Origin of the sequence: Moritella dasanensis ArB 0140 (genome assembly GCF_000276805.1) — a bacterium.
Taxonomy (GTDB): domain Bacteria; phylum Pseudomonadota; class Gammaproteobacteria; order Enterobacterales; family Moritellaceae; genus Moritella; species Moritella dasanensis.
On the sequence record NZ_AKXQ01000014.1, the window covers coordinates 103,526 to 124,155 of the forward strand.

The 20,630-nt window shown below is 40.8% G+C and carries 20 protein-coding genes; 10 read left to right on the forward strand and 10 right to left on the reverse strand.

The genetic code is table 11. The features are described 5' to 3' along the window. The first annotated feature begins 21 nt into the window (after positions 1 to 21). From A923_RS0113240 to torR, 3 genes are all read left to right on the forward strand, one after another. Complete coding sequence (locus A923_RS0113240) at positions 22 to 927, forward strand: LysR family transcriptional regulator (RefSeq protein WP_017222153.1); 906 nt, start codon at positions 22 to 24, stop codon at positions 925 to 927. A gap of 228 nt (positions 928 to 1,155) precedes the next feature. Next, positions 1,156 to 1,821 (forward strand): YoaK family protein, encoded by a 666-nt coding sequence (locus A923_RS0113245; RefSeq protein ID WP_017222154.1) that lies wholly within the window; start codon positions 1,156 to 1,158, stop codon positions 1,819 to 1,821. A gap of 165 nt (positions 1,822 to 1,986) precedes the next feature. Beyond that, complete coding sequence (gene torR / locus A923_RS0113250) at positions 1,987 to 2,733, forward strand: two-component system response regulator TorR (protein WP_033197624.1); 747 nt, start codon at positions 1,987 to 1,989, stop codon at positions 2,731 to 2,733. Between the two features lie 10 nt (positions 2,734 to 2,743). Here torR and torT read toward each other — a convergent pair whose 3' ends face one another. After that, positions 2,744 to 3,757, reverse strand: coding sequence for a TMAO reductase system periplasmic protein TorT (gene torT / locus A923_RS0113255; protein WP_237716219.1), 1,014 nt, complete (start codon positions 3,755 to 3,757; stop codon positions 2,744 to 2,746). A 156-nt stretch (positions 3,758 to 3,913) separates the two neighbouring features. Here torT and torS point away from each other — a divergent pair, with 156 nt between their 5' ends. Together torS and A923_RS0113265 are read left to right on the forward strand one after the other, a co-directional pair. Continuing rightward, positions 3,914 to 6,880 (forward strand): TMAO reductase system sensor histidine kinase/response regulator TorS, encoded by a 2,967-nt coding sequence (torS, locus tag A923_RS0113260; protein ID WP_017222157.1) that lies wholly within the window; start codon positions 3,914 to 3,916, stop codon positions 6,878 to 6,880. A gap of 389 nt (positions 6,881 to 7,269) precedes the next feature. After that, positions 7,270 to 9,363, forward strand: coding sequence for a methyl-accepting chemotaxis protein (locus A923_RS0113265; protein ID WP_017222158.1), 2,094 nt, complete (start codon positions 7,270 to 7,272; stop codon positions 9,361 to 9,363). A gap of 377 nt (positions 9,364 to 9,740) precedes the next feature. Here the strand turns inward: A923_RS0113265 and A923_RS0113270 are convergent, their stop codons facing one another. Next, the gene (locus A923_RS0113270; RefSeq protein ID WP_017222159.1) at positions 9,741 to 10,691 is read right to left on the reverse strand and encodes a 3'(2'),5'-bisphosphate nucleotidase CysQ family protein; all 951 of its coding nucleotides are present in this window, start codon (positions 10,689 to 10,691) and stop codon (positions 9,741 to 9,743) included. A gap of 14 nt (positions 10,692 to 10,705) precedes the next feature. Continuing rightward, the gene (locus A923_RS0113275) at positions 10,706 to 11,758 is read right to left on the reverse strand and encodes a phosphotransferase (RefSeq protein ID WP_017222160.1); all 1,053 of its coding nucleotides are present in this window, start codon (positions 11,756 to 11,758) and stop codon (positions 10,706 to 10,708) included. Positions 11,759 to 11,934: 176 nt separating this feature from the next. Between A923_RS0113275 and A923_RS0113280 the strand changes: the two genes are divergently transcribed. Continuing rightward, positions 11,935 to 12,366, forward strand: a complete 432-nt coding sequence (locus A923_RS0113280) for a GNAT family N-acetyltransferase (RefSeq protein WP_017222161.1) — start codon at positions 11,935 to 11,937, stop codon at positions 12,364 to 12,366. Between the two features lie 159 nt (positions 12,367 to 12,525). Here A923_RS0113280 and A923_RS0113285 read toward each other — a convergent pair whose 3' ends face one another. Next, entirely contained in the window at positions 12,526 to 12,855 is a 330-nt protein-coding gene (locus tag A923_RS0113285) for a winged helix-turn-helix transcriptional regulator (protein WP_017222162.1), read from the reverse strand. A gap of 165 nt (positions 12,856 to 13,020) precedes the next feature. Here A923_RS0113285 and A923_RS0113290 point away from each other — a divergent pair, with 165 nt between their 5' ends. After that, on the forward strand, positions 13,021 to 13,434 hold the full coding sequence (locus tag A923_RS0113290; protein WP_017222163.1) for a YybH family protein: 414 nt from the start codon (positions 13,021 to 13,023) through the stop codon (positions 13,432 to 13,434). 126 nt (positions 13,435 to 13,560) lie between these two features. On the opposite strand, the gene A923_RS0113295 is transcribed toward A923_RS0113290, so the two are convergent. Genes A923_RS0113295 through A923_RS22660 form a run of 3 tightly spaced genes read right to left on the reverse strand, consistent with a single transcriptional unit; the run spans position 13,561 to position 14,980 of the window. Beyond that, complete coding sequence (locus tag A923_RS0113295; RefSeq protein WP_017222164.1) at positions 13,561 to 13,980, reverse strand: DUF1772 domain-containing protein; 420 nt, start codon at positions 13,978 to 13,980, stop codon at positions 13,561 to 13,563. A gap of 23 nt (positions 13,981 to 14,003) precedes the next feature. Then, positions 14,004 to 14,378, reverse strand: coding sequence for a hypothetical protein (locus A923_RS0113300; protein ID WP_017222165.1), 375 nt, complete (start codon positions 14,376 to 14,378; stop codon positions 14,004 to 14,006). Next, complete coding sequence (locus A923_RS22660; protein ID WP_017222166.1) at positions 14,375 to 14,980, reverse strand: TetR/AcrR family transcriptional regulator; 606 nt, start codon at positions 14,978 to 14,980, stop codon at positions 14,375 to 14,377. Before A923_RS22660 ends, A923_RS0113300 begins: the two co-directional genes overlap by 4 nt. Before the next feature lie 239 nt (positions 14,981 to 15,219). Between A923_RS22660 and A923_RS0113310 the strand changes: the two genes are divergently transcribed. Together A923_RS0113310 and A923_RS22275 are read left to right on the forward strand one after the other, a co-directional pair. Beyond that, a complete protein-coding gene (locus A923_RS0113310) occupies positions 15,220 to 15,891 on the forward strand; it encodes an antibiotic biosynthesis monooxygenase family protein (RefSeq protein WP_017222167.1) in 672 nt (223 codons plus the stop codon). Then, positions 15,888 to 16,796, forward strand: coding sequence for an RNA polymerase sigma factor (locus tag A923_RS22275; RefSeq protein WP_017222168.1), 909 nt, complete (start codon positions 15,888 to 15,890; stop codon positions 16,794 to 16,796). Before A923_RS0113310 ends, A923_RS22275 begins: the two co-directional genes overlap by 4 nt. Positions 16,797 to 17,193: 397 nt before the next feature. Here the strand turns inward: A923_RS22275 and A923_RS0113320 are convergent, their stop codons facing one another. The 3 genes from A923_RS0113320 to A923_RS0113330 form a co-directional block, all read right to left on the reverse strand. Next, positions 17,194 to 17,934: a pirin family protein gene (locus A923_RS0113320; protein ID WP_017222169.1), complete on the reverse strand. Its 741-nt coding sequence runs from the start codon at positions 17,932 to 17,934 to the stop codon at positions 17,194 to 17,196. 24 nt (positions 17,935 to 17,958) lie between these two features. Then, the gene (locus A923_RS0113325) at positions 17,959 to 18,939 is read right to left on the reverse strand and encodes a glutathione S-transferase family protein (protein WP_017222170.1); all 981 of its coding nucleotides are present in this window, start codon (positions 18,937 to 18,939) and stop codon (positions 17,959 to 17,961) included. A 66-nt stretch (positions 18,940 to 19,005) separates the two neighbouring features. Then, positions 19,006 to 19,452, reverse strand: a complete 447-nt coding sequence (locus A923_RS0113330; protein ID WP_017222171.1) for a DoxX family protein — start codon at positions 19,450 to 19,452, stop codon at positions 19,006 to 19,008. Positions 19,453 to 19,677: 225 nt separating this feature from the next. On the opposite strand from A923_RS0113330, the gene A923_RS0113335 reads away from it, so the two are divergent. Continuing rightward, positions 19,678 to 20,574, forward strand: a complete 897-nt coding sequence (locus A923_RS0113335; RefSeq protein WP_017222172.1) for a LysR substrate-binding domain-containing protein — start codon at positions 19,678 to 19,680, stop codon at positions 20,572 to 20,574. The last annotated feature ends 56 nt before the right edge of the window (positions 20,575 to 20,630 follow it).

Sequence of the window (20,630 nt, forward strand, 5' to 3'; positions counted from 1 at the left end):
TGATTGCGGTAGATAATAATTATGAATGAAAGTAATATTGCTAAAGTGGACTTCAACCTACTTAAATCGCTGCAAGCACTACTCGAAGAGCAGCATGTCGGACGCGCGGCAAAGAAAATGCACGTGAGTCAGTCTGCAATGAGTCACACCTTGACTCGGCTTAGAGATACCTTCAATGATCGACTTTTTATAAGGCATGCTAAGGGGTTAGAACCCACGGTTCGGGCTCTTGAACTGGCCAATAAACTTAACTTCATTCTTAACGAAATTGATGTGTTGTTAGCGCCTAAATCGTTAGACCTGTCACGTGTACATGCTCGATTTCGACTCCAGACTCATGACTTTATTGTCGCGTCATACCTTGCCAACGCCATACGAGAGATTAATGATGCTGCACCGAATATCATTATTGATATTCAAATGCTGAGTAAAACGGCTTATGATGATTTGGATGCGGGCAAGCTTGATATGATCATCGGGGCAGGGGTAAAAGCCAATCCTAAGTTTATGCAAAAGCGGCTTATCGACGAGGTGTTAGTCTGCTTATTAGATCAGGGAAATCCGGTATTGGCGACTTGGAATGCTGAGGGGCTATTTCAGTGTGCGCACATAAAGTCGAGTCTGTTGGATGAGCAGGACGACTCTGTTACTCAGTACGGCATAATGGCAGGAATGCCTGAACGGAAAATCGGTTTGTATGCTGAAACACTTAATCTACAGTTAGCACTATTAGCCAATACCAAACTCATTGCCTTTCTACCGGAATCAATGGCAGAACAAGGACGTAAGTTATATGGGCTCACGGTCAAGTCGTGTCCATTTCCTTTACCCAAGGTGACCATTCGCAGCGTATGGCACGAAAGACATCAAAACGATCTGCTACATAAATGGGTACGGAGTCGGATCAGCGATGCTTTTGTGAGTTAATTATAGTGAGTTAATCAAGTGCCTGGCCTCATCGGTAAGCTAGTTTTATAGACAGGTATATTAAGCTTTAGCCTTTCTGCGTATTTTATTTGATTTAAGATAGCTATTTTTGATTCTCAATTTGTAATTAACAATAGATTTGTTACTGTTCACCGTAATAAAGTGATAGTGGAATTGACGTTATACGGCATTTCATTTAACGAGCTGATCGTGGCTTAAAGGATTGTCGTGATTTCAAAATTACCCCGCTGGGTAGAATATGGTTCATTTGTGCTTGCGCTGGTGGCTGGGCTTATTAATTCCATCGGATTATTAGGTTTCAAACATCAAGCCGTTTCCCATTTATCAGGTACCGCGACATTGCTCGGCTCCGGCATCATTACGTCCAGTGTTGCTGATGTGCTGCATTTGGCTTGTGTGATCCTTAGCTTCGTCATCGGTTCTGTTATATCGGGTTATTTCCTGCGTAGTGGTGCATTAAAATTGGGTCGTAACTACAGTGGCCTGCTGGTTTTAGAAGCGCTGTTTATTTTAGGTTCTAGTTATTTATTAGTACAGGGATCAGTACAAGGTAATTATTTGGTTTCAGCAGCTTGCGGCTTGCAGAACGCACTTGTCACGACTTACAGTGGCGCGGTTATCCGCACAACCCATTTAACGGGCATATTTACTGATTTGGGTATTATGCTAGGGGCGAGGTTACGAGGTCAGCCATTTGATAAAAGAAAGGCGTCCTTGTTTATCTTAATTATTGCAGGGTTCATTTCGGGTGGTACACTTGGTGCGTATTTTTTCAATGTGTTAAATTTTTATGCCCTGTATATCCCTGCCGGTATTTGCTTGTTGTTGGCATGCTCCTATTCAGTTTACAATGCCAAAGTCAGCAGGGTATGAGGCGTTATTAAAACACACTCATTATTGATACCCTGCATTTATGCAAAAAGTAGTTTGAGATAACAGAAAAAAAATAAGTCGGCTTTACATCGATTCTTAGCATACGAAGGTTGATGTGCATCAGTAAATCAACTATCGAATGAGTTATGGTGAGCCAGTTAGTTAATGCAGAATGTTAAGGAATTTAATTTGAAAAATAAGCATATCTTGGTTGTTGAAGATGAAGCGATAACCCGCGCGAAACTCGTTGGCTATTTTCAGCATGAAGGTTACCAAGTGAGTGAGGCTGCGAGCAAAGCTGAAATGAATGTGGTGTTGGCGAATCACCACATCGACCTTGTTATGCTTGATATCAACTTGCCAGACGAAGATGGCTTGATGATCACTCGAACCCTGCGCGGGCAGTCAAATATCGGTATTATTCTGGTTACTGGTCGTATCGACGCCATTGATAAAATTATTGGCCTAGAAATGGGGGCTGATGATTATGTCACTAAACCTTTTGAGTTACGCGAGTTACTTGTACGGGTGAAAAATTTGTTATGGCGTATTTCACTGACAACGCAGGCCAACAATGCCTTGGAAGATGTCAGCAAAGTTGAACGTGATGATGACTTATTTTATTTTGGTCCGTATAGTTTTGATATTTCCAAACGAAAACTGTGTCTAAACGGTGAGCAAATAAAACTGACCAAAGCCGAATACGACATGTTAGTCGCATTCAGCGCCCATCCTGAACAGGTGTTATCTCGAGAAAAATTACTGACTCTGATTGATCATAGAGTCGAAGCGCCTAATGATCGTACGATAGACGTATTAGTACGTCGACTGCGTAATAAAATAGAATCAGATCCGAAAAATCCTGCATATCTTATTACTGTGCATGGCGAAGGTTATTTATTCGCGTGTTAGCTTAATTTAATTAAGGGTTAACCGAATAAACCGGTTTGAAATAACTCGGCGACAACGATTGCGCAGTAGGAAATTGCGCTAACAATTCTTTGGTGAGCGTTAATATTTCAGGCGCCTGATCCTTGATGATTTTTTGCTTTAATAAATAATCAGTGGCTTGATCTATGGCCATTGCACCTTGCAATACCATTTGGTCAGAATTGGCCATTAGAATTTTACCGCGGAGAATACCACGATACACGCCATGACTCAGGTAATGGCTTAAGATTTGTGGACGTTCGCTTTCTGCTAGATTCGCCAACTCGCCAATCGCCATTTCCGCCATTATCGCATTGCCAGCAAGGTAATCGAGCTCATTGTGACCGTCTTGATTAACAAATTCAGCCAGGGTTTCATTAATGAGTGAAAACTGACGCATTTTATTATTCAAACCATGTTTAATTGCTACGATCTCGACATCACTATTTTTCAGCGCATCCTGTAAACCCAAGGTCGCTTGTTGACTGCCGCCACCAGAGTTAGGACCAGGGAACCAGGCTAATTTTAATTTTTCAGCGTTATCTGTTTTAGGATGTTTACGACTCAGGAATTGCCCTAACTTTGCACCCATTTGATACCAAGATACACCCGTGCGGCCCGTCAGACTAGTGGTGGAGACTTCGTTTACCAAGCCAAATAACGGTACGGTTTTATTCAGTTCTGCGAGTCTGGCACTGAGCTGTTCAAAGTACACTGCACCGACTAATATGGCATCGGCTTGCCATTGTAGGCACTGTTCAATTTGCGTCCATTGCTCCAAACTATTTTTATAACCGCCAGCTTCCAGCACTTTTAATGATACAGCTCTTTGTTTTGCACGTTCAGTCATGCCAAAATTGATACTTAGCCAATATGAATCCTTCAGATGTGGATAAACAGCACAAAGACGTAGTGGCGCTTGCGCCTGTTCAGTGTTTGCCGATACTGGCGCATTGAACAACAATGTGATGAATACTAACTTGATGAATAGGAACAAAGATTTCATAATAGGTTTCATGCTGTATTTCACTCTAAATGTGTACAAGTGGTTGGTGGCTAGTGATTAGCGTTAAATTGGGTAATAGCCGTTTTTTTAGTTTTAGTTTTAGGCATAGTTTTAGCCATCGTTTTAGTTCTAGTCATGCTAGCAAAGGAGATTACATTGCGATTTCGTCAAAGTATAGGTAACAAGCTGTTATTCGCGTTTAGTTTTGCCGTTTGCTTATTGGTTGTCATCAGTACCGTATCGTGGCATAGCTTGAGCCTTATTGCCGACAACGGTGAAAAGCTCACGCAACAAACGTTGCCAACGTTATCCAGCGCCCGTGAACTAGCGAACATCAGTTTACAAATAACCAATCGTACTACCTTACTGAAAAATGCCACCAGTGACATTGAGCGATATAATATTAATGCTGAATTGACCCAGTTAAACCTTGCTATTGGCAAGCAGTTTAAAGCCTTTGATGCTTCTGAGTTTGGCAATAGTAATGGTAATAGCAATATCCGTCACCTGATATTGCAAAAAACCAATATCATCAACAATATCCGTCAGCTCAATGACAATGCCAAATTACAAATTCAACAGTACCAGCAGCGCAAAACGTCATTTCAACAGGCTACTACTGGTGTGCGACATATTTTTCAGTTATCGCAATCTCAGGTAGCCAATGCTAATACGTTTGCTTTAGTCAGATTAAGCGGACTTTATGACTTAATTGAACAAGGTCAGGATAGCAACATTATCTATCAAGACATTGATCTTATTATTGATGAAGATCTTAATTTATTAGATAAAATGACCGCATTGGAAAAGTACAGCTTAGAACTGGGACAAGTCGCAGATCTTATAATGACCACTTCGACAACAGAACCACTGACTCAATTAACCCAACAAAAAGATCAACTGTTATACATTATCAATCAGCTGGCGGATTCAATCAAGGATCCTGATCGTTTAGAACGCGCCAAGTCTGCAATATTAAGCCTGACTGTTTTCAATGATTTAATCAGTCAGCAACGCGATTATCTCAATCTAGAACAGCAACAGAATAACTTACATCTGCATATATCAAAGCAATTGAGTGAGCTTAATCAGGGTATTCTTGCCTTGGTGGAAACACAAACTAAACAAGCTCTAGAAACCAGTAAACAACATCAAAAGCAGGTTTCTTGGTCGCAGAGCAGTCTTTTACTCGCTACCTTTTTGTCATTAACCGTGATTATTGGGGTAATGTGGAAAATTGTATATCAAGGCATCGTATTCAAATTATCCAACTATACCCAAGTGATTAAAAAGCTTGCAGAAGGTGATCTTGAGATCAGTGTCGAGCCTTCTAATGATGAAGAATTAAAGCAAATGGCATTGGCGCTTGATGTGTTCCGTGACAACGCGGTAAAAAAACAAAAGCTTGAACAAGCACAAATTGAAACGGAAAAAGAATTACGTCTGCATAAAGAAAACTTAGAGCAACTGGTAAAGCAAAGAACAGCGCAGCTCATGCTAATTAATCAACGGCTCAATGATGAGTCTGTGGGACACGCATTAGCAAAGAAACAGGCGGAAGATGCCAATAATGCTAAATCAGTATTTCTTGCTAATATGAGCCATGAGATCCGCACGCCAATGAATGGCATGTTGGGTACATTAGAATTGTTAGCGGATACGTCACTGTCTACGCAACAACAGACTTATACCCAAACTATTCTGACATCGGGTGAAAACCTGTTAGAGATCCTCAATGACATTCTAGATTATTCAAAGATTGAAGCCGGTCATATCGAAGTATCGAAACGCGCGGTTAATCTAGCGCGTTTGGGCAATAATGTGATCGAACTGATGGGCGCGAGGGCTGAAAAAAAGGGACTGGATTTAACTTTTAATCTGGATGCCGAATTGGATAGCTGGGTGCTTGCTGACTTGGGTAAGCTTCGCCAAATTATTATCAACTTAGTCAGCAATGCGATAAAATTCACCGTCACAGGCAATGTTTCACTGACCATGAGTAAGCATCAACACGAGCTTAGTTTTAGCATTACCGATACAGGCTGTGGTGTGGCACTGAATAAACAGCAAACCATTTTTGAAGCCTTTACCCAAGTGGCGAACTTAAGCAGCGCAGCTGGCACTGGCCTAGGTTTAGCCATCTGTCAGCGACTGGTTTCGGCAATTGGAGGGTCTTTGTCGTTAACGAGTATGGAAGGACAGGGCAGTTGTTTTTTCTTTAGCATTCCATTGGAAACGGCACCGAAAATCTTGATCAACAAACAATTGGCGATAGCGACAAGCGTTGTTGAAACCAACAGCTGCTTCCGTATCCTCATTGTTGAAGATAACCAAATCAATCTTGAAGTTGCTTGCGCACTGGTTAAAAAATTAGGTCATCAAGTTTACAGTGCTTGCGACGGGGCTTCTGCACTCGCGTTGTATTCACAGCAGGATGTTGATCTGGCCTTATTGGACATCAACCTACCGGATATGGATGGCGTCGAACTGGCTAGCCGATTGCGTGAGATGGCGCAGCATAATCAACGGCCATTAAAGACAATTGCAGTCTCTGCTCATGTCTTTAAACAAGATATTACTAAGTTTATCGATTCAGGATTTGATGGTTTTATTGCCAAACCAGTACAGATGAAACGCCTTAAAAGTACCATTGCTAAGGTGATGGTAAATGAAGTCGGCTTTGATGCAGTTGATAACACAGTAGATAAGATAGTCAGTGAAGAAGTACACAAGATTGAAGATAAAACGACAGATAAGATAGACTCTCTGCCGTTATTAGACAGTGTCATATTGTTTGACTCTGCAACACTTGAACAAGACCGTCAATATTTAGGTAAAGACAAGATTATTGCGCTAGTGCAGTTATTCTGCCAACAGACGCAGTCGGATTACAGTGATTTTTCGGTACTGAATGCAGAACAACAAGAAAAATTACTGCATAAATTAAAAGGCGCCGCGATTGCTTTGGGGCTTACTGCTTTGTATGACCTTTGTAATGAATTAGAACACTCATGTAAAAATGAAGCGTTAACAAGATCGCAATTATCAGCGCTCGAATTATTGATTACGGATTCTGTCGAGCAGCTACAAAATTATTTAACCCAACTTGCTGACGAGGTTTAATTTCAATTAATTGAACTGACCATGAATTATTAGTTAGCACGTATCTCAAACTTGAATATCACGGTCGTTGACCACTCCACTCTCATATCATCATTTAAGAAATTAATATTTTATTGACTATGATTAATAATTTTATAAATATGCGTGTGTATAATAATTTTATTAGTGGTTGTGTATATATTGATTAAGATTTGTTATATATTCAGTCTGAAATCCAAAGGTTAAAATTTAAATTATCGCTATTATCTTTATTTTAAGTAAGGTGTATATAGCGTAATTAAATTAAATAAGCTCGCCATGAAAACAAATATTTGATGAAGTATCGCGGAATGATTATTCATTGACAGTGAGTTATAAAATGCCGTTATTACAAATGATTAAGGAAAATAATGTTTAAAAGTATACGCACACGCATTGCCATTTTTGCTGGGTTAACAATGGCTTTTACCTTATTGATCGCAATGGGGATTACCACCAATGCTTTTACTAAAGTTAATCAAGAAATAACGGCAAAAGTTAAAACACAATTAACGGATGCGACCACTTTAAACTTACGATCTACTGCAAATAATCAAGCGAACACCCTCGAAAGTCAACTATACCCCGTTTTAGCAAACTTGAAGCAAATACGTTCCATCATTGAACTGAGCGCACAAAACAAAGCAGATGCTGAAACTATTGTTACGCAGTTTATTGCGGCACTTGAAGCGCAAAACAAAGCGGTATTTGCTGGTTACATGGTTTGGGAAGAAGAAACATGGCCACAAGAGACGGCAGGCAACGTAGCAAAAGCATTCAATACTAAAGGTTATTTAGCGCCCTTTTTCTCTCCGAACTCAAATGATAGTTTTGATGTTGTCGCAATGGAAAATTTCAACAACACAGCGCTGAATAGTAATGGCGAACGTACCGATGACTGGCATTTAATGCCTTATGAAACCGGTAAAACGTTTGTCATGGAACCCTATATGTATTCAGTTCGCGGCCAAGAAGAACTGATCACTACCATCAGCCAACCATTAAAACTCAATGGTAAAATTATTGGCTCACTTGGTTTTGACCTATCTTTGGCTGAACTGCAAGGACAGAGCGAGCAATTGGCTAAAAACCTCTATGATGGGAAAGGTCATATTCTTATTTCCTCATGGAAGGGGGCGTTACTCGCTAATAGTAAAGACAGCAGTAACATCGGCAGAAAGGTGCCTTCAGACCTTTTATCAAAATGGAAAAAAATTCAAAATTTAGCGATATTAAATGACGTTGGTATGCTTACTATTGGTAACGATGAATACGCTATTACATCTATTGATACCTCTGGTTCACCTTGGGTTGTCATGGTGTCTATTCCAACTAATGAACTAATTCAAAGCGTTGCTGACTTTGAATCTTGGAGTCATGATCAAAATTCCGATGCATTAGGACAAGGCATCATCGCAGGCCTCATTGCAACTATTATTGGTATTGCTGCAATGAGCATGATTGCTCATTCGTTAGGTAAAGCTTTGATTAACTTGGTTGAGCGTTTTAAAGATGCGGCTCAAGGTGATGGCGATTTAACCTATCGAATCATCGTTAAAGGTAATGATGAAAGTGCGCAACTGGCATATTGGTTTAATACTTTCCTCGCGCGTATGCAAGAGATGCTATTGACTGTAACGCAAAGTGCAGACCAAGTTGATCAAGGGGCCGGTAAGGGGCTGCAAAGTGCGGCACGTTCTAAAGAGCAACTTGATATGCAAGCCGATGAGGTACATTCGCTAGCAACTGCGATTAATGAAATGAGTGCGACAGCTCAAGAAGTCGCTAATTCGGCAGTGCAAGCAGCTTCGGCCGCAAGTCAAGTTCAAGATAATAGTGTCGTTGGTATTAACCGGATGCATAGCGCTGTGTCGTCAGTAGAAAGCTTAGCGCTTCAAATCAATAACGCCCAAAATCAAACGAAGACAATGGCAGAATCGAGTCATTCGATCCAAGGCATAATAGAAGAAATCAGTGGTATTGCTGGACAAACTAATCTACTTGCTTTAAATGCTGCGATTGAAGCTGCACGAGCAGGTGACGCTGGCCGTGGATTTGCTGTCGTCGCAGATGAAGTTCGTAATCTTGCCACCCGCACGCAAACATCGACGGAAGAGATCGGTTCTATGTTGGAAAAATTAGAGCAAGAAACACAATCAATTGTAAGATTAATGCAGCAAAGTCAAGAACAAGCCTTAGATACCAAGCAAGAAACAGAAGCAGCACAGCAAGCCTTTTCTGAAATAAACCAAGCTATTGATGTTATTAACGATATGAATAATCAAATCGCATCTGCGGCAGAAGAACAAAGCAGTGTTTCTGAAGATATTAACCGTAATGTTGTACGCATTAATGATACAGCAATGGAAGTAATAGAAAGTATGAGTGCTTCGGTAATCATTAGTAACGAATTAACAGAAAGTGCGACGAATCTACGCAGTGAATTAAGTCATTTTAAAATATAGAACTTAATTAAATCTAATTTAAAACAGCTCTAAATCAGGGGCTGTTTTTATTTATACCTTAATAACCATTATATGATATAACTTAATATAACTTAATATAACTTAATATAACTTAAGTTGACACAAATTGAATTTATTAATGATTGCTATAACTAATGCCACGTAGCTAGAAATATACAAACTTACCGTTTAATAATAAAATTAACGCGTCTATATACTATAATAAGTTAATCACCGTACAAATCATTAAATATAAAAACACTGCTATTACTTACCATGAATTTGTTTGATCTTGTTTATGCTGAAGATCATGTTGTAGTAGCTTCAATGGGATACACGAGTCAAGAATTGACTCATCGGTGATGATGGTGACGGTTTTATTTTAGGTCTGCACTGCCGTTATATGTATTCAATCCACTGCTATACAACACGCCTTTATGATTCATGTAATTTGAATCTACACGATTAAGATCTAAAGGCGCGCCCTGATAATCAATTACTGTGCAACACACTTGCGAAGATGACGCTAAATATTGGTCAGACAGCGCTTGGGTGATAGCTGCGGTCGCACTGAAATCCCATAAGCTGCCGCCACCGAGTTGTGGTTTCGGTAACTTCACATAACAAGCTGGTGGATTTTCGAGTACGCCAATGGCATTCATGACAGCCCCACAGTTTTTGATTACTTGTAACTCTAATCCTTGCTGCAATGCCTGTGTTGTTAATTGCTCAATCACAGCAGGATAGCGAGCGTCTTGCTGAAAACTGCGGTCGATATACAAACTTAATACAGAACTAATAGGCTGCGGTTGATTCGGTTGCTCTGGCCGATCAGCTCGCCAAGGCTGTCCATTCTTCAGTATGCTTGATATGAGTGGCTGTGCATTAATGGCCTGATAGAGTTCACCTGTGCAGGGGTTAAGAACCACGCCAATGATAGGTTTACCTGCAATATCAACTAAGGCGATAGATACGGCGAAACCATCCCCACCTTCAATGAAGGGCAGGGTGCCATCGAGTGGATCGATACACCAGAAATAGTCTTTATTAAAACGGGCGTGGGTTGCTACATCTTCTTCGCAGGCATTTTCTTCGGTCAGCAGAGCTATATCATATTGTTCGATAGTTGGCTCTAGAATCTCTAATATGATGGCTTGGCTGTCCCAATCCACTTGCGTGACCACCTGCGTACTCAAACTTGATCCTGCCTGTTTATTATTTACCTGCAGCGAACTTCTATCAACGCTATTGATGAATGTACCCGCTTTTAAAGCAGCCTCTTTGGCAAGTTGTAATAGCTGCTCTAGCTGACAAACCGTGAGTTTCATTGTGTTTATTGACCTTATTCAGGTGAATTTAATTGTACTTCATTTAACAATACTAACGCTTGCTGAGTCAGCGCTTCAGTGTAGCTATTTATCTTCCAGTGAGTCGGACTCCAGCCTTTCATGAAACGTTGGAAATCAGCCCAGGCAATGCAATAAAGCGGTCGCCATTCATCTTCCACTGCTTGCGGATTTACGTGTGGTTGATGCTCTGACAGCGCTTGCTTTAACTGTCTAAAATAATAATCCAGCAATGCTGGTACAGCTTGATCGCAGTGTTGATAGGGTAAACAACTACTGAGTAACAAGATCACGTCTTTCATGCCGCAACCTTTACCGACATATTGGAAATCAACGCCTGCAACCCGATCGCCAGCGGTTGTGAAGCAGAAGTTAGCTAATTTAGCATCGCCATGGATCAGGGTTTGAAATTGGCATTGTTGTAATGTGTTATCTATTTTTTCAGCCGCTTGCTGCAATGGGATGTCGGTTAACGAAGCCAGTTCGTCAGGGCGTGTGGCTAGGTGCCAGTAGCTTCCGCAATCCCATAAACCTTCTGGTTCAATCGCAAGGTGCTGGGCATGGAAATAAGCTAACCAAGATAAACAGGCCTCTATCTGTTTATTACTGACGTGTGGCTCATTGGTCACCGTGATATGACTGGCAGGCTTAGGCTCAAAGCTAGTAAACGTCTGCTCAAACCCCAGCGTAGCTAAATCTTCCATGATCAGTAATATCTCATCACTTTGTTCTTCAACATATAAACACTTAGGTACAGGACATTGCGCTAGACAGTTATTAGCGTAGTACTGATACCAATGCAGTTCCACTTGATATGATTTCAATTTTCGCTGATGAGAAATCGGTGTATTCCAACCGCGCGGATGCACTTTTGGCTGTGGTAATTTGATATGTTTGACTATCACCGAAGTATACTGACTTCCACTCAACGTGGCACGAAACAGCTCTCCATATCCACCCCACAAAGGTTGAATTAACTGGGTACTAACCACTTGTTCTGCCGTCATTGCGTTGGCGACTGCCTGTAAAACGTCTGTCGGAATAGTCATATCTGGCTCATAAATGAAAGTAGGGTGATAGTTGGGTAATAGTGTACAAAATAGTGCGGTTGATGGGTATCTTTCGTTTTAGGTCTATCTCCATTGACTTTATTTGCTATCATCCGTTATCGCGGCTGCACTGTAATCAGAAGAATTTAAGCAAGAAGAGTTTAAGTGAGATAATTATGATTGTAGAAAATGTGCTTCCTGAACATTACGCAGAAATGTTAGCTGTTTGGGAAAATTCAGTCAAAGCAACTCATGACTTCATTACCGAAGAAGATATCGCGTTTTTTAAGCCAATCATCATTGAGCAGGCTTTTCCAGCGGTTACCTTAAAGTGTATCAAAGATGTAAACGGCGCAATTATTGGCTTTGTGGGTGTCCATGGCGCGAAAGTTGAAATGCTGTTTATCGCTGATAACGCCAGAGGGCAAGGCGCAGGTAAGTTGTTATTAGAATATGCCATTGGTGTATTGAACGTAAGTAGCGTTGATGTGAATGAGCAAAACCCATTAGCTGTTGGCTTTTATGAGCATATGGGTTTTAAGGTCGTATCACGTTCGCCGCTTGATGATATGGGTAAACCATTTCCAATTTTACACATGAAGTTATAAGCCTTGGTTCGTCATAACCAACTCTGCTAGAAGAAATGCCCAAGGCTAATAATCTTGGGCATTTCCGTTTTATAACCCGAATCACTGTATGCAGAACCCATTTCTGTATATACCATTGTTTGTTTTTACATTGTAAAGTTAAGGACAAATCGGCATGAATCAAGACTTGTCCCAGTCATCAGATTTTCTGACGATAATATCGACAATGTCAGCAAGCTCTTTCCCTTTTGGCGTTAACCCGTAATACACAGTAACAGGAACCGTTTCTTCTTGTCTTCGCCAAACAAAACCTTCTTCCCTTAACAACTTTAATCGCTCACTGAGTACTTTGCTAGAAATTAGAGCTAGTTGCTTGCGTATTTGCCCGAAACGAATTTCTTGATGCTGACCAATTAACCAAACAATATGAGCTGTCCACTTTGTAGAGACCAATGTTAAGTATTTATCAGCACTACAATAACCTTCAGGCTGTTTACCTTGTTCACTCATGTTATCTCCCTCGTTTTTTCCATTATATCGAACATGTATCAAATTACTATAATCGTACCGGTTACTGGGAGGTAACTAGTTACTTTTTAGTACCTAATTTCTTTTGGAAACTTACTTCAGTATGATCACTTCATCGCCACAGAACATTGAAACTAAGGAAATATTATGAAAGCAGTATTGTTAGTCGTTTTAAGTACTTTATCTTTTTTCGCTAATGCAGCAATAGATTACGAAAAGCCGCAAACACCGAGCGAGTTACACCAGTTATTTTCAAAGTATTTTGTCAATAAAGATATTGCTGGGCTAGGTACGTTATTCCATGAAGATGCTGTATTCGTTTTAGATGCTGAAGGTAACCTCGCTAGAGGTAAAGAAGCTATCAAGCAGAGCTTAAAAGGTTATATGCAAGGAGACGTGGAAATAGTTACACACGGTACATCTATTCACATCAATGGTGACACGGCTCTTATCCGTTCCGACTGGGAGATTCCTAATGTACAAAGTGGAATGGCACTTGAGGTGATGAAATATACTGATGGCGGTTGGCTTTATATTATTGATAATCCTAATGGCTTCTAAACATACAGTGATAAGTCTGGGTTGATCATAACCGACTCTGCTAGAAGAAACGCCCAAAGCTAATAACCTCGGGCGTTTGTGTTCTATCATTCTAATCACAGTTTGCAAAATATCCTGAACGTTCAATTAGATGGGCATGCCTCCCCAAATGGCAGCTGAAAATCCTACAATCGCGATGAAGGTCCGAATCATGTGGACTTTAGCCCATGCTGCGAGTGTTTTTGCTGCTATCTCTGGATCTGTTGTAGTTGAAAACCTGTTGTTAGCTTGACGAAAAAACAACAGATAGAAGCTGAGCAGACATACGGCGCATGTTGCACTGAGTAACCATGCAGGCCAACTTGTTTCGCTAGCACTATATACTAAGATAAAAGTGATAATTGGCAACAATGTGCCAATAACGGTGAGTGGTGCGAAATACCGGAATAAACTTGGAGCCATCTTGTGGTGAAGACGTAAGAATGTTTTTGCTGGCATTTTTTGCCAGTATGGTACTAAGATGCAAGCTTCGGTTAATAGTGCGCCAGCTAATAGACCTGTTGCCATTATAGTTATGAACTCTAAATAAATCACGACCACACACCTAACAAATATAGGCTTAATAGCAGGACCACAATTGAGTCGATTGCTATTGTTAGCGCATATCCCTTTCCAGTTACTTTCCAGTTTAAAACAATGAGTGTAATAAATAATGTTTTGCTAATGAGAGCCGCGATAATGATCGGTAATTGTATTGCATCATTGAATGAGGCCCAAATCATTAAAGAGCCGATGGTTGCTATGGGCAGGCCGCCAGCACGGGCTAGAAACAATGCTAATTCGCTGTCTACTGTTAGGCCATAAAAAGCTTTCAGTGCGTAACGAGGTGCGACAACCTGTATGATTAAACTTGATGTTATTAAACCACTTAGTAGCAATACAAGGTCAATGTAAGTTGAGATCATTTTTTGATTCCTGTGTTGGTACTGCAACCGTTTAAAAATAGCTTAATAAGAGTCTGCAAATAGTGTTTATGCGTACTCTCATTCGCGTTAACGAAAGAGATGCCGTTTAGAGACGCAATCATAAATTCAGCGGCTTGAGAAGGCGTCAGATTAATTAAAGTCAGGTTGATAGAACCCGATTTTTGTAAATCTACTAACACCTTGGTTAATAATTTGTCGAACGTTTCACAGGCTAGTACAGAAATATCGTTTGCTAGAGTGCCATTTTCGCCAATCAATTCAGCGCCATGAGGTGAACCAAAAAGTATACTTCTATAAGGTTCTGTCCAAGCTAAAAAACAATTTAGTAGGCGTTGCTCTACCTTTTGGTCAGAGCAAAGAGCGATTTCGATATTGGCTATTGTCGTATTATGTATGCCTTCAGATACCGCTCTAAGCAGCGCTTTTTTATTCTTAAAATGCGCATATATTGTTGGCCTAGATAAATTTGCGTCGTTGGCAATATCTTCTAAAGATGTACGTTTATAGCCGTAATGTGAAAACCTATTCATTGCTGCGTGCAAGATTAAGTCGTGGGTATTTTCAGTGTCGAAAATATTCATATCTATTAAGCTCTGGTGAACAAACTGGGCTTCACAATATACAAAATTTGTAGATATGTAAAGTTAGTGAAAGGCGAAATAAGAAACATTGAGACTTGAAGTTGATGTAGGAAACATAAATATTAATAAAAATATACATGAAATCACCTGTAAACTGTAACACCTTACCGACCTGCTACGTCTAACTCTATGAAACCTGCATTTGGCAGGAAATTATAAAAAACACATAGGGTAAAACAATGAAAAAGACTATCGCCATGATGGGAATATCGCTAGCAGCTACAGGCACCGCAGTGGCTGTACCACAAGTACTTCCGTTTGTTGAAGTCGCTATCTATCGGGTTAAGCAACCAGCATTACATCCGGTATTAGTCAAAGATAGGATGGAAGACGTTAAAGCTACGCCCGGATTTATCAGTAGTATTCATTTACGTTCGCTGGCAGAACCCGATCTATTTGCTGACATTAGCTTATGGGAAGACACTAACGTGACTCGCACGGCTAAATCTATGGATGGTTTCTTTTTAAATGAGTCTACTGAATTAACTGTTTTTGGTTACTTTCAATCAGCATCATCAATAACGGTATTGGATCAATTTATCCGGCCTGGAGCGATCATTGAATTGGCTGCTTATTCTGTGAAAGACATTGCAATACAGGAAGAATCACGACTCGGTGTTTATTTGGAATTACAAAATAGTTCAAGCTTTTATACTGGTATGGCATTATCCTCAGTGAAGACCAATGGGGGCTATGTTGACTTTATTGCATGGGCATCTCAGTCAGCTGCGGAAGAAACGGCTGCGAAAATAATGGCGATGTCAGCACACCAATCCTTCTTTCAAAATACTGCTGAAATGGCACTCTTTGATTTTTTTACTGTTTATGAGCAAAACGGATTACTGAAATGATACATAACCCTTTTACAGCTGAAATTCATCACGATCAAAAAGATGCAGAACTTGCCAGTTCAGCGGCTGCTGGGAATAAAGACGCCTTGGAAATATTGATCCGTCGTCATCAGGGCTGGATATATAATATTGCAGTTCGTATGGTGCTTAATCCACAAAATGCGCAAGACATTACGCAAGAAGCATTGTTAAAAATGGTCACCCGAATAGCCCAGTTCGAAGGGCGTTCTTCTTTTCGAACTTGGGCTTACCGAATCGTGACCAATTGTTTTCTTGATAGTAAACGAGGTCCTATAGAAAATAGCTTTTCTGGATTTACAGCTTATGGAAATGATTTAGATGCTATTGCGAACCATGATTTAGAACTTACAACAGAGCACGAGCCTGAGCGTGCATTGATTGTGGAAGAAGCCAAAATGGGCTGTATGCTGGGAATGTTACTTTGCCTTAGCCGTGAACAGCGTATGGTATATATCTTAGCGGATATATTTGAAGCTAGCGCGCCGGTTGCTGCAGATATATTAGCGATCACACCAGGTAATTTTAGGCAGAAATTATCTCGCGCTCGTCGAGATTTACATAGTTTCATGCATAATAAATGTGGACTCGTTGATCCTACTAATCCATGTCGCTGTGAACGTAAAGCGACTGGTTTTATGAAAGAGGGTTGGCTGGAACCTAATAAGTTAAAATTTTCAGGTTCTCATTTGAAAAACATGCAAGATAAAGCTCAGCTAGAAGTTCAACCACTGGATGAATTTGCAGATAATGCATATGGTCAATTGTATCGCCAACATCCGTTACAAGAACCTTTGCAAGGGACGGGAGAGGGCGTTGACCGCATACTCGTTCGACTTTTAGATAGTCCTGAATGTCACCGTATTTTCGGATTATCTAATTCTTGAAATAAAGAAATAAAGAAATAAAGAAATAAAGAAATAAAACTTAGAATAAATTAGGTGTCTATTATGTTCAGGTGAATGCACTTCCTAAACGTAATATGGACATTGACAGAAAATATAACGTCGCGTGGCTACGGATACTAACTCGTAGGCATTTCCAAGTATTAGCAGTACGCGACGTTAATGTTAATCATCTCGCCAAATGCCACCATCAGACTGGGGCATTTGGGTTTTGAATCATGTGGAGTTACGGTCAACCGCGTGAGTGCGTGTAAAGGGTATTTAATTTCGGTGTTAGAAAGTCAACGCGATTTAATTACCGGTAACTTATCCAATTATGTAATAGATTCGCATTAATGCAGTATCAGACCAACCACCTAATTAACCTTGTGCGCTGCCGTTAGGCGGGCGCATCAATAATAATGATCTCTGCATCCGATATAGCCTTAATGGTGATCTCGTGTTGTTTGATCACTTCAGCACCGTCGCCTTTTTTCATCAATACTGTTTGCTGATTATCAATGATTTCAAATTCACCGTTGGATGCTAGCACATACACTTGATGTTCAATTTTATGCGTAAACAGTGAGCCTTTTTTGACTTTCCCTCCATAGATCCGTGCCGCTTGATTGATAAACAGGGCATTATTTTGCTCGTTTGGATAGCCGGAAACGAGCAGGGGCAGGCTAGTGTTACCTTTACGGTTAACTGTATTGGTATGATTAACAGTACTGTCAGAAAATACCTTACTATCCCATCTTGGTGTTACGTTGTGCTTGTTCGGTTCAATCCAAATTTGATATAGCGTTAATGGCTCTTTGGATAAATTGTATTCCGAGTGGGTTATGCCCTTACCGGCACTCATTACTTGGACTTCACCAGCGAGGGTTACGCCTGTATTACCAGCATTGTCTTTATGGGTAACAGCGCCAGAACGTACAAAGGTAATGATTTCCATATTACGATGTGGATGCGCTGGAAACCCAGTCCCAGCGGCAACCCAGTCATCATTCACCACGAGTAACGAGCCAAAGCCCATTCTTTTCGGGTTGTAGTAATTGGCAAAACTAAAATGGTGATTGGATTTCAGCCAACCATGGTTTGCTTTGCCTATTTGCTGAAAAGGGTAATGTTTTATCATGGTGTGTTCCTCTGCAGTTATCTTTTAGACCTTGCTTGTTAGGTTATTTCTATCGTGCGCAGCAGTAAAATTGTGTACTGGTCCACGCGATACAATTAAAGTCGGATTAATGGTGTCATGGCTCGCATAATAATGGATCTTGGTATATTCCAAATCAACTGTACTGGCGATGCCATTAACCTGAAATAGCTCACGAACGTAGTTACTGATATGGTGAAACTCAGTTAATTTATTGCGGTTACATTTAAAGTGACCGTGATAAACCGCGTCAAACCGTATTAATGTCGTGAACAAACGCCAATCTGCCTCTGTCAGCTGTGCACCGACTAAATAACGGTGAGTGCTCAGGTGTGTTTCTAGCCAATCTAAACTACTAAAAAGTGCTTCAAATGCTTCATCGTATGCTGCTTGCGTCGTGGCAAATCCAGCGCGATATACACCGTTATTGATAGTGTGATAAATACGCTCGTTAATCGCATCAATTTCAGGTCGTAAATCTGCTGGGTAATAGTCATCGTGGTTACCCGTTAAATCATTAAACGCAGTATTGAAAATACGAATGATCTCACTCGATTCATTGTTAACGATGGTTTGCGTTTGTTTATCCCACAATACCGGCACTGTCACACGACCTTCATAATCCGGCGCTGCTTTCAGGTAAAGCTGGTAAACATAATCACTTTGATAGAGTGAATCGTTGTAGTCATGACTTTCATCATCAATAGCACCAAACTCCCACCCATTGCTAAGCATTTCAGGTTTAACCACGCTAACCGAAATAATGTCTTCGAGTTGTTTTAACTGTCTAAAAATTAATGCGCGATGTGCCCAAGGACACGCTAACGAAACATACAAGTGATAGCGGCCTGCTTCGGCTGGATAGCGACTACCTTCAGCATTAGAAATCGTGTTTCTGAAACGACTTTCCTGACGTTCGAATTGACCTTTGCTGCTTTTGGTTTCGTACCATTGATCATGCCACTGGCCGTTGACGATTAATCCCATGAGAATACTCCTGTTTGATTCGTGCCTGATTGCTGTCTTATGTATTACATTGATGCAATATATTGATTAGTTTATTTTGCTTACTAATACACGGTCTAGTGAAAGCTTGCCGCCGCCTTGGAACATGAGTGCCGCTGTGATTGCAAATAGTGCCAATGCAAATTCGTAACCGTTATTACTCATAAATAGACCGTTAGCAAAATGGGTACTGAAAATAGCAACCAGCATAGTGACGGATAAAACCAATGCAGTTGGTCGAGTCAGTAAACCTAGGATAAGCAATAGGCCACCAAAGAATTCGGCACTACCAGCCATCATCGCCATTAAGTAACCAGGTGCCAAACCGATAGATTCCATCCATTGGCCAGTACCTTCTAGCCCATAACCACCAAACCAAGCAAATAGCTTTTGTGCGCCGTGTGCAGTAAAAATAATACCTGCTATCAAGCGTAGTGGTAATGCTGAAGCATTGTTGTCTGATGTTAATACTTGTTTGATTGTTGCGATGTTCATGCTGTGCTCTCTTTGATTCGTTAGGGTGTTTAAGTATGTCTTCTAAGTGTGTAGCTATTGTATTCGCTTAAATGAATTGGAATAACCGGTGAATTTTGTTTAGTATGTTCAAAATATTTGAACAATTGATAACAGCATTATTGTTAATGAATAGCTTGAAGCCTAGTTTGAAGAATCGTTTGATGACAGGCTTGGTGACGAGCTTAATGATAAGAGAGGCGGACAATGTATAAATCTCCAATTACCATCGAAGCATTGCAAGTGCTCGATACCATCGACCGCCGTGGTAGTTTCGCGGCAGCGGCCGAACAGTTAAACAAAGTACCCTCGGCACTCTCTTACATAGTGCAGAAACTAGAAGAGCAATTGGCGGTGACTTTATTTGTCCGTCAGGGCAGGCGCTCGGTGTTAACGCCTGCGGGTCGGCATTTACTGGATGAAGGCCGCAAGGTGCTTGGCGCAGTGAGTAAACTGACTGAACAAACGCAAACTATCTCGCATGGTTGGGAACCTAAAATTAACATTACGTTTGACTCTCTTTTTGACATGGCGTTATTGTTTGCACCACTCGCGCAGTTTTTAAATGAGCATCCGAATATCGAAGTAGACCTGAATGAAGAGGTAATGAATGGTTCGTGGGAGGCATTAATTGAAGACCGCACCGATTTACTGATTGCAGCCCCCGATCCTATCCCTCGTCAACAGGGCATAAGTGTGACGGCTTTAGGCAATCTGCAGAAAGTATTTGTCGTGCCTAAAGGCCATGAGCTAGCGAGTTTTACAGTGCCGTTTAACAAGTCCGAAATTGATAACTACCGCACTGTTGTTGTGCATGATTCTGCGCAAACCGCGATCCCTTGGTCAAATAATTTGATTGAACAGAGTCGGCATTTTTACGTCAGTTCCGTCGAACACAAGATCCAAGCCATTATTGCTGGCATTGGTGTCGGTTATCTACCAAAAGCACGTATTCAATCACATTTAGACTCGGGTGCTTTAGTCGAAATTGAACTGGGAGAAGGCGAGCATGTATCAGACATTTACCTTGCTTGGAAAACGGTGAATAAGGGCAAAGGGTTAAAGCGACTGAGAGAGATTATGCAGCAGCATTTAGCGAGTTGAGTGAATTGATTTAGTGAATTGAAAGCGTTGATCGTTTATCTCTGGGTCATTGTCAT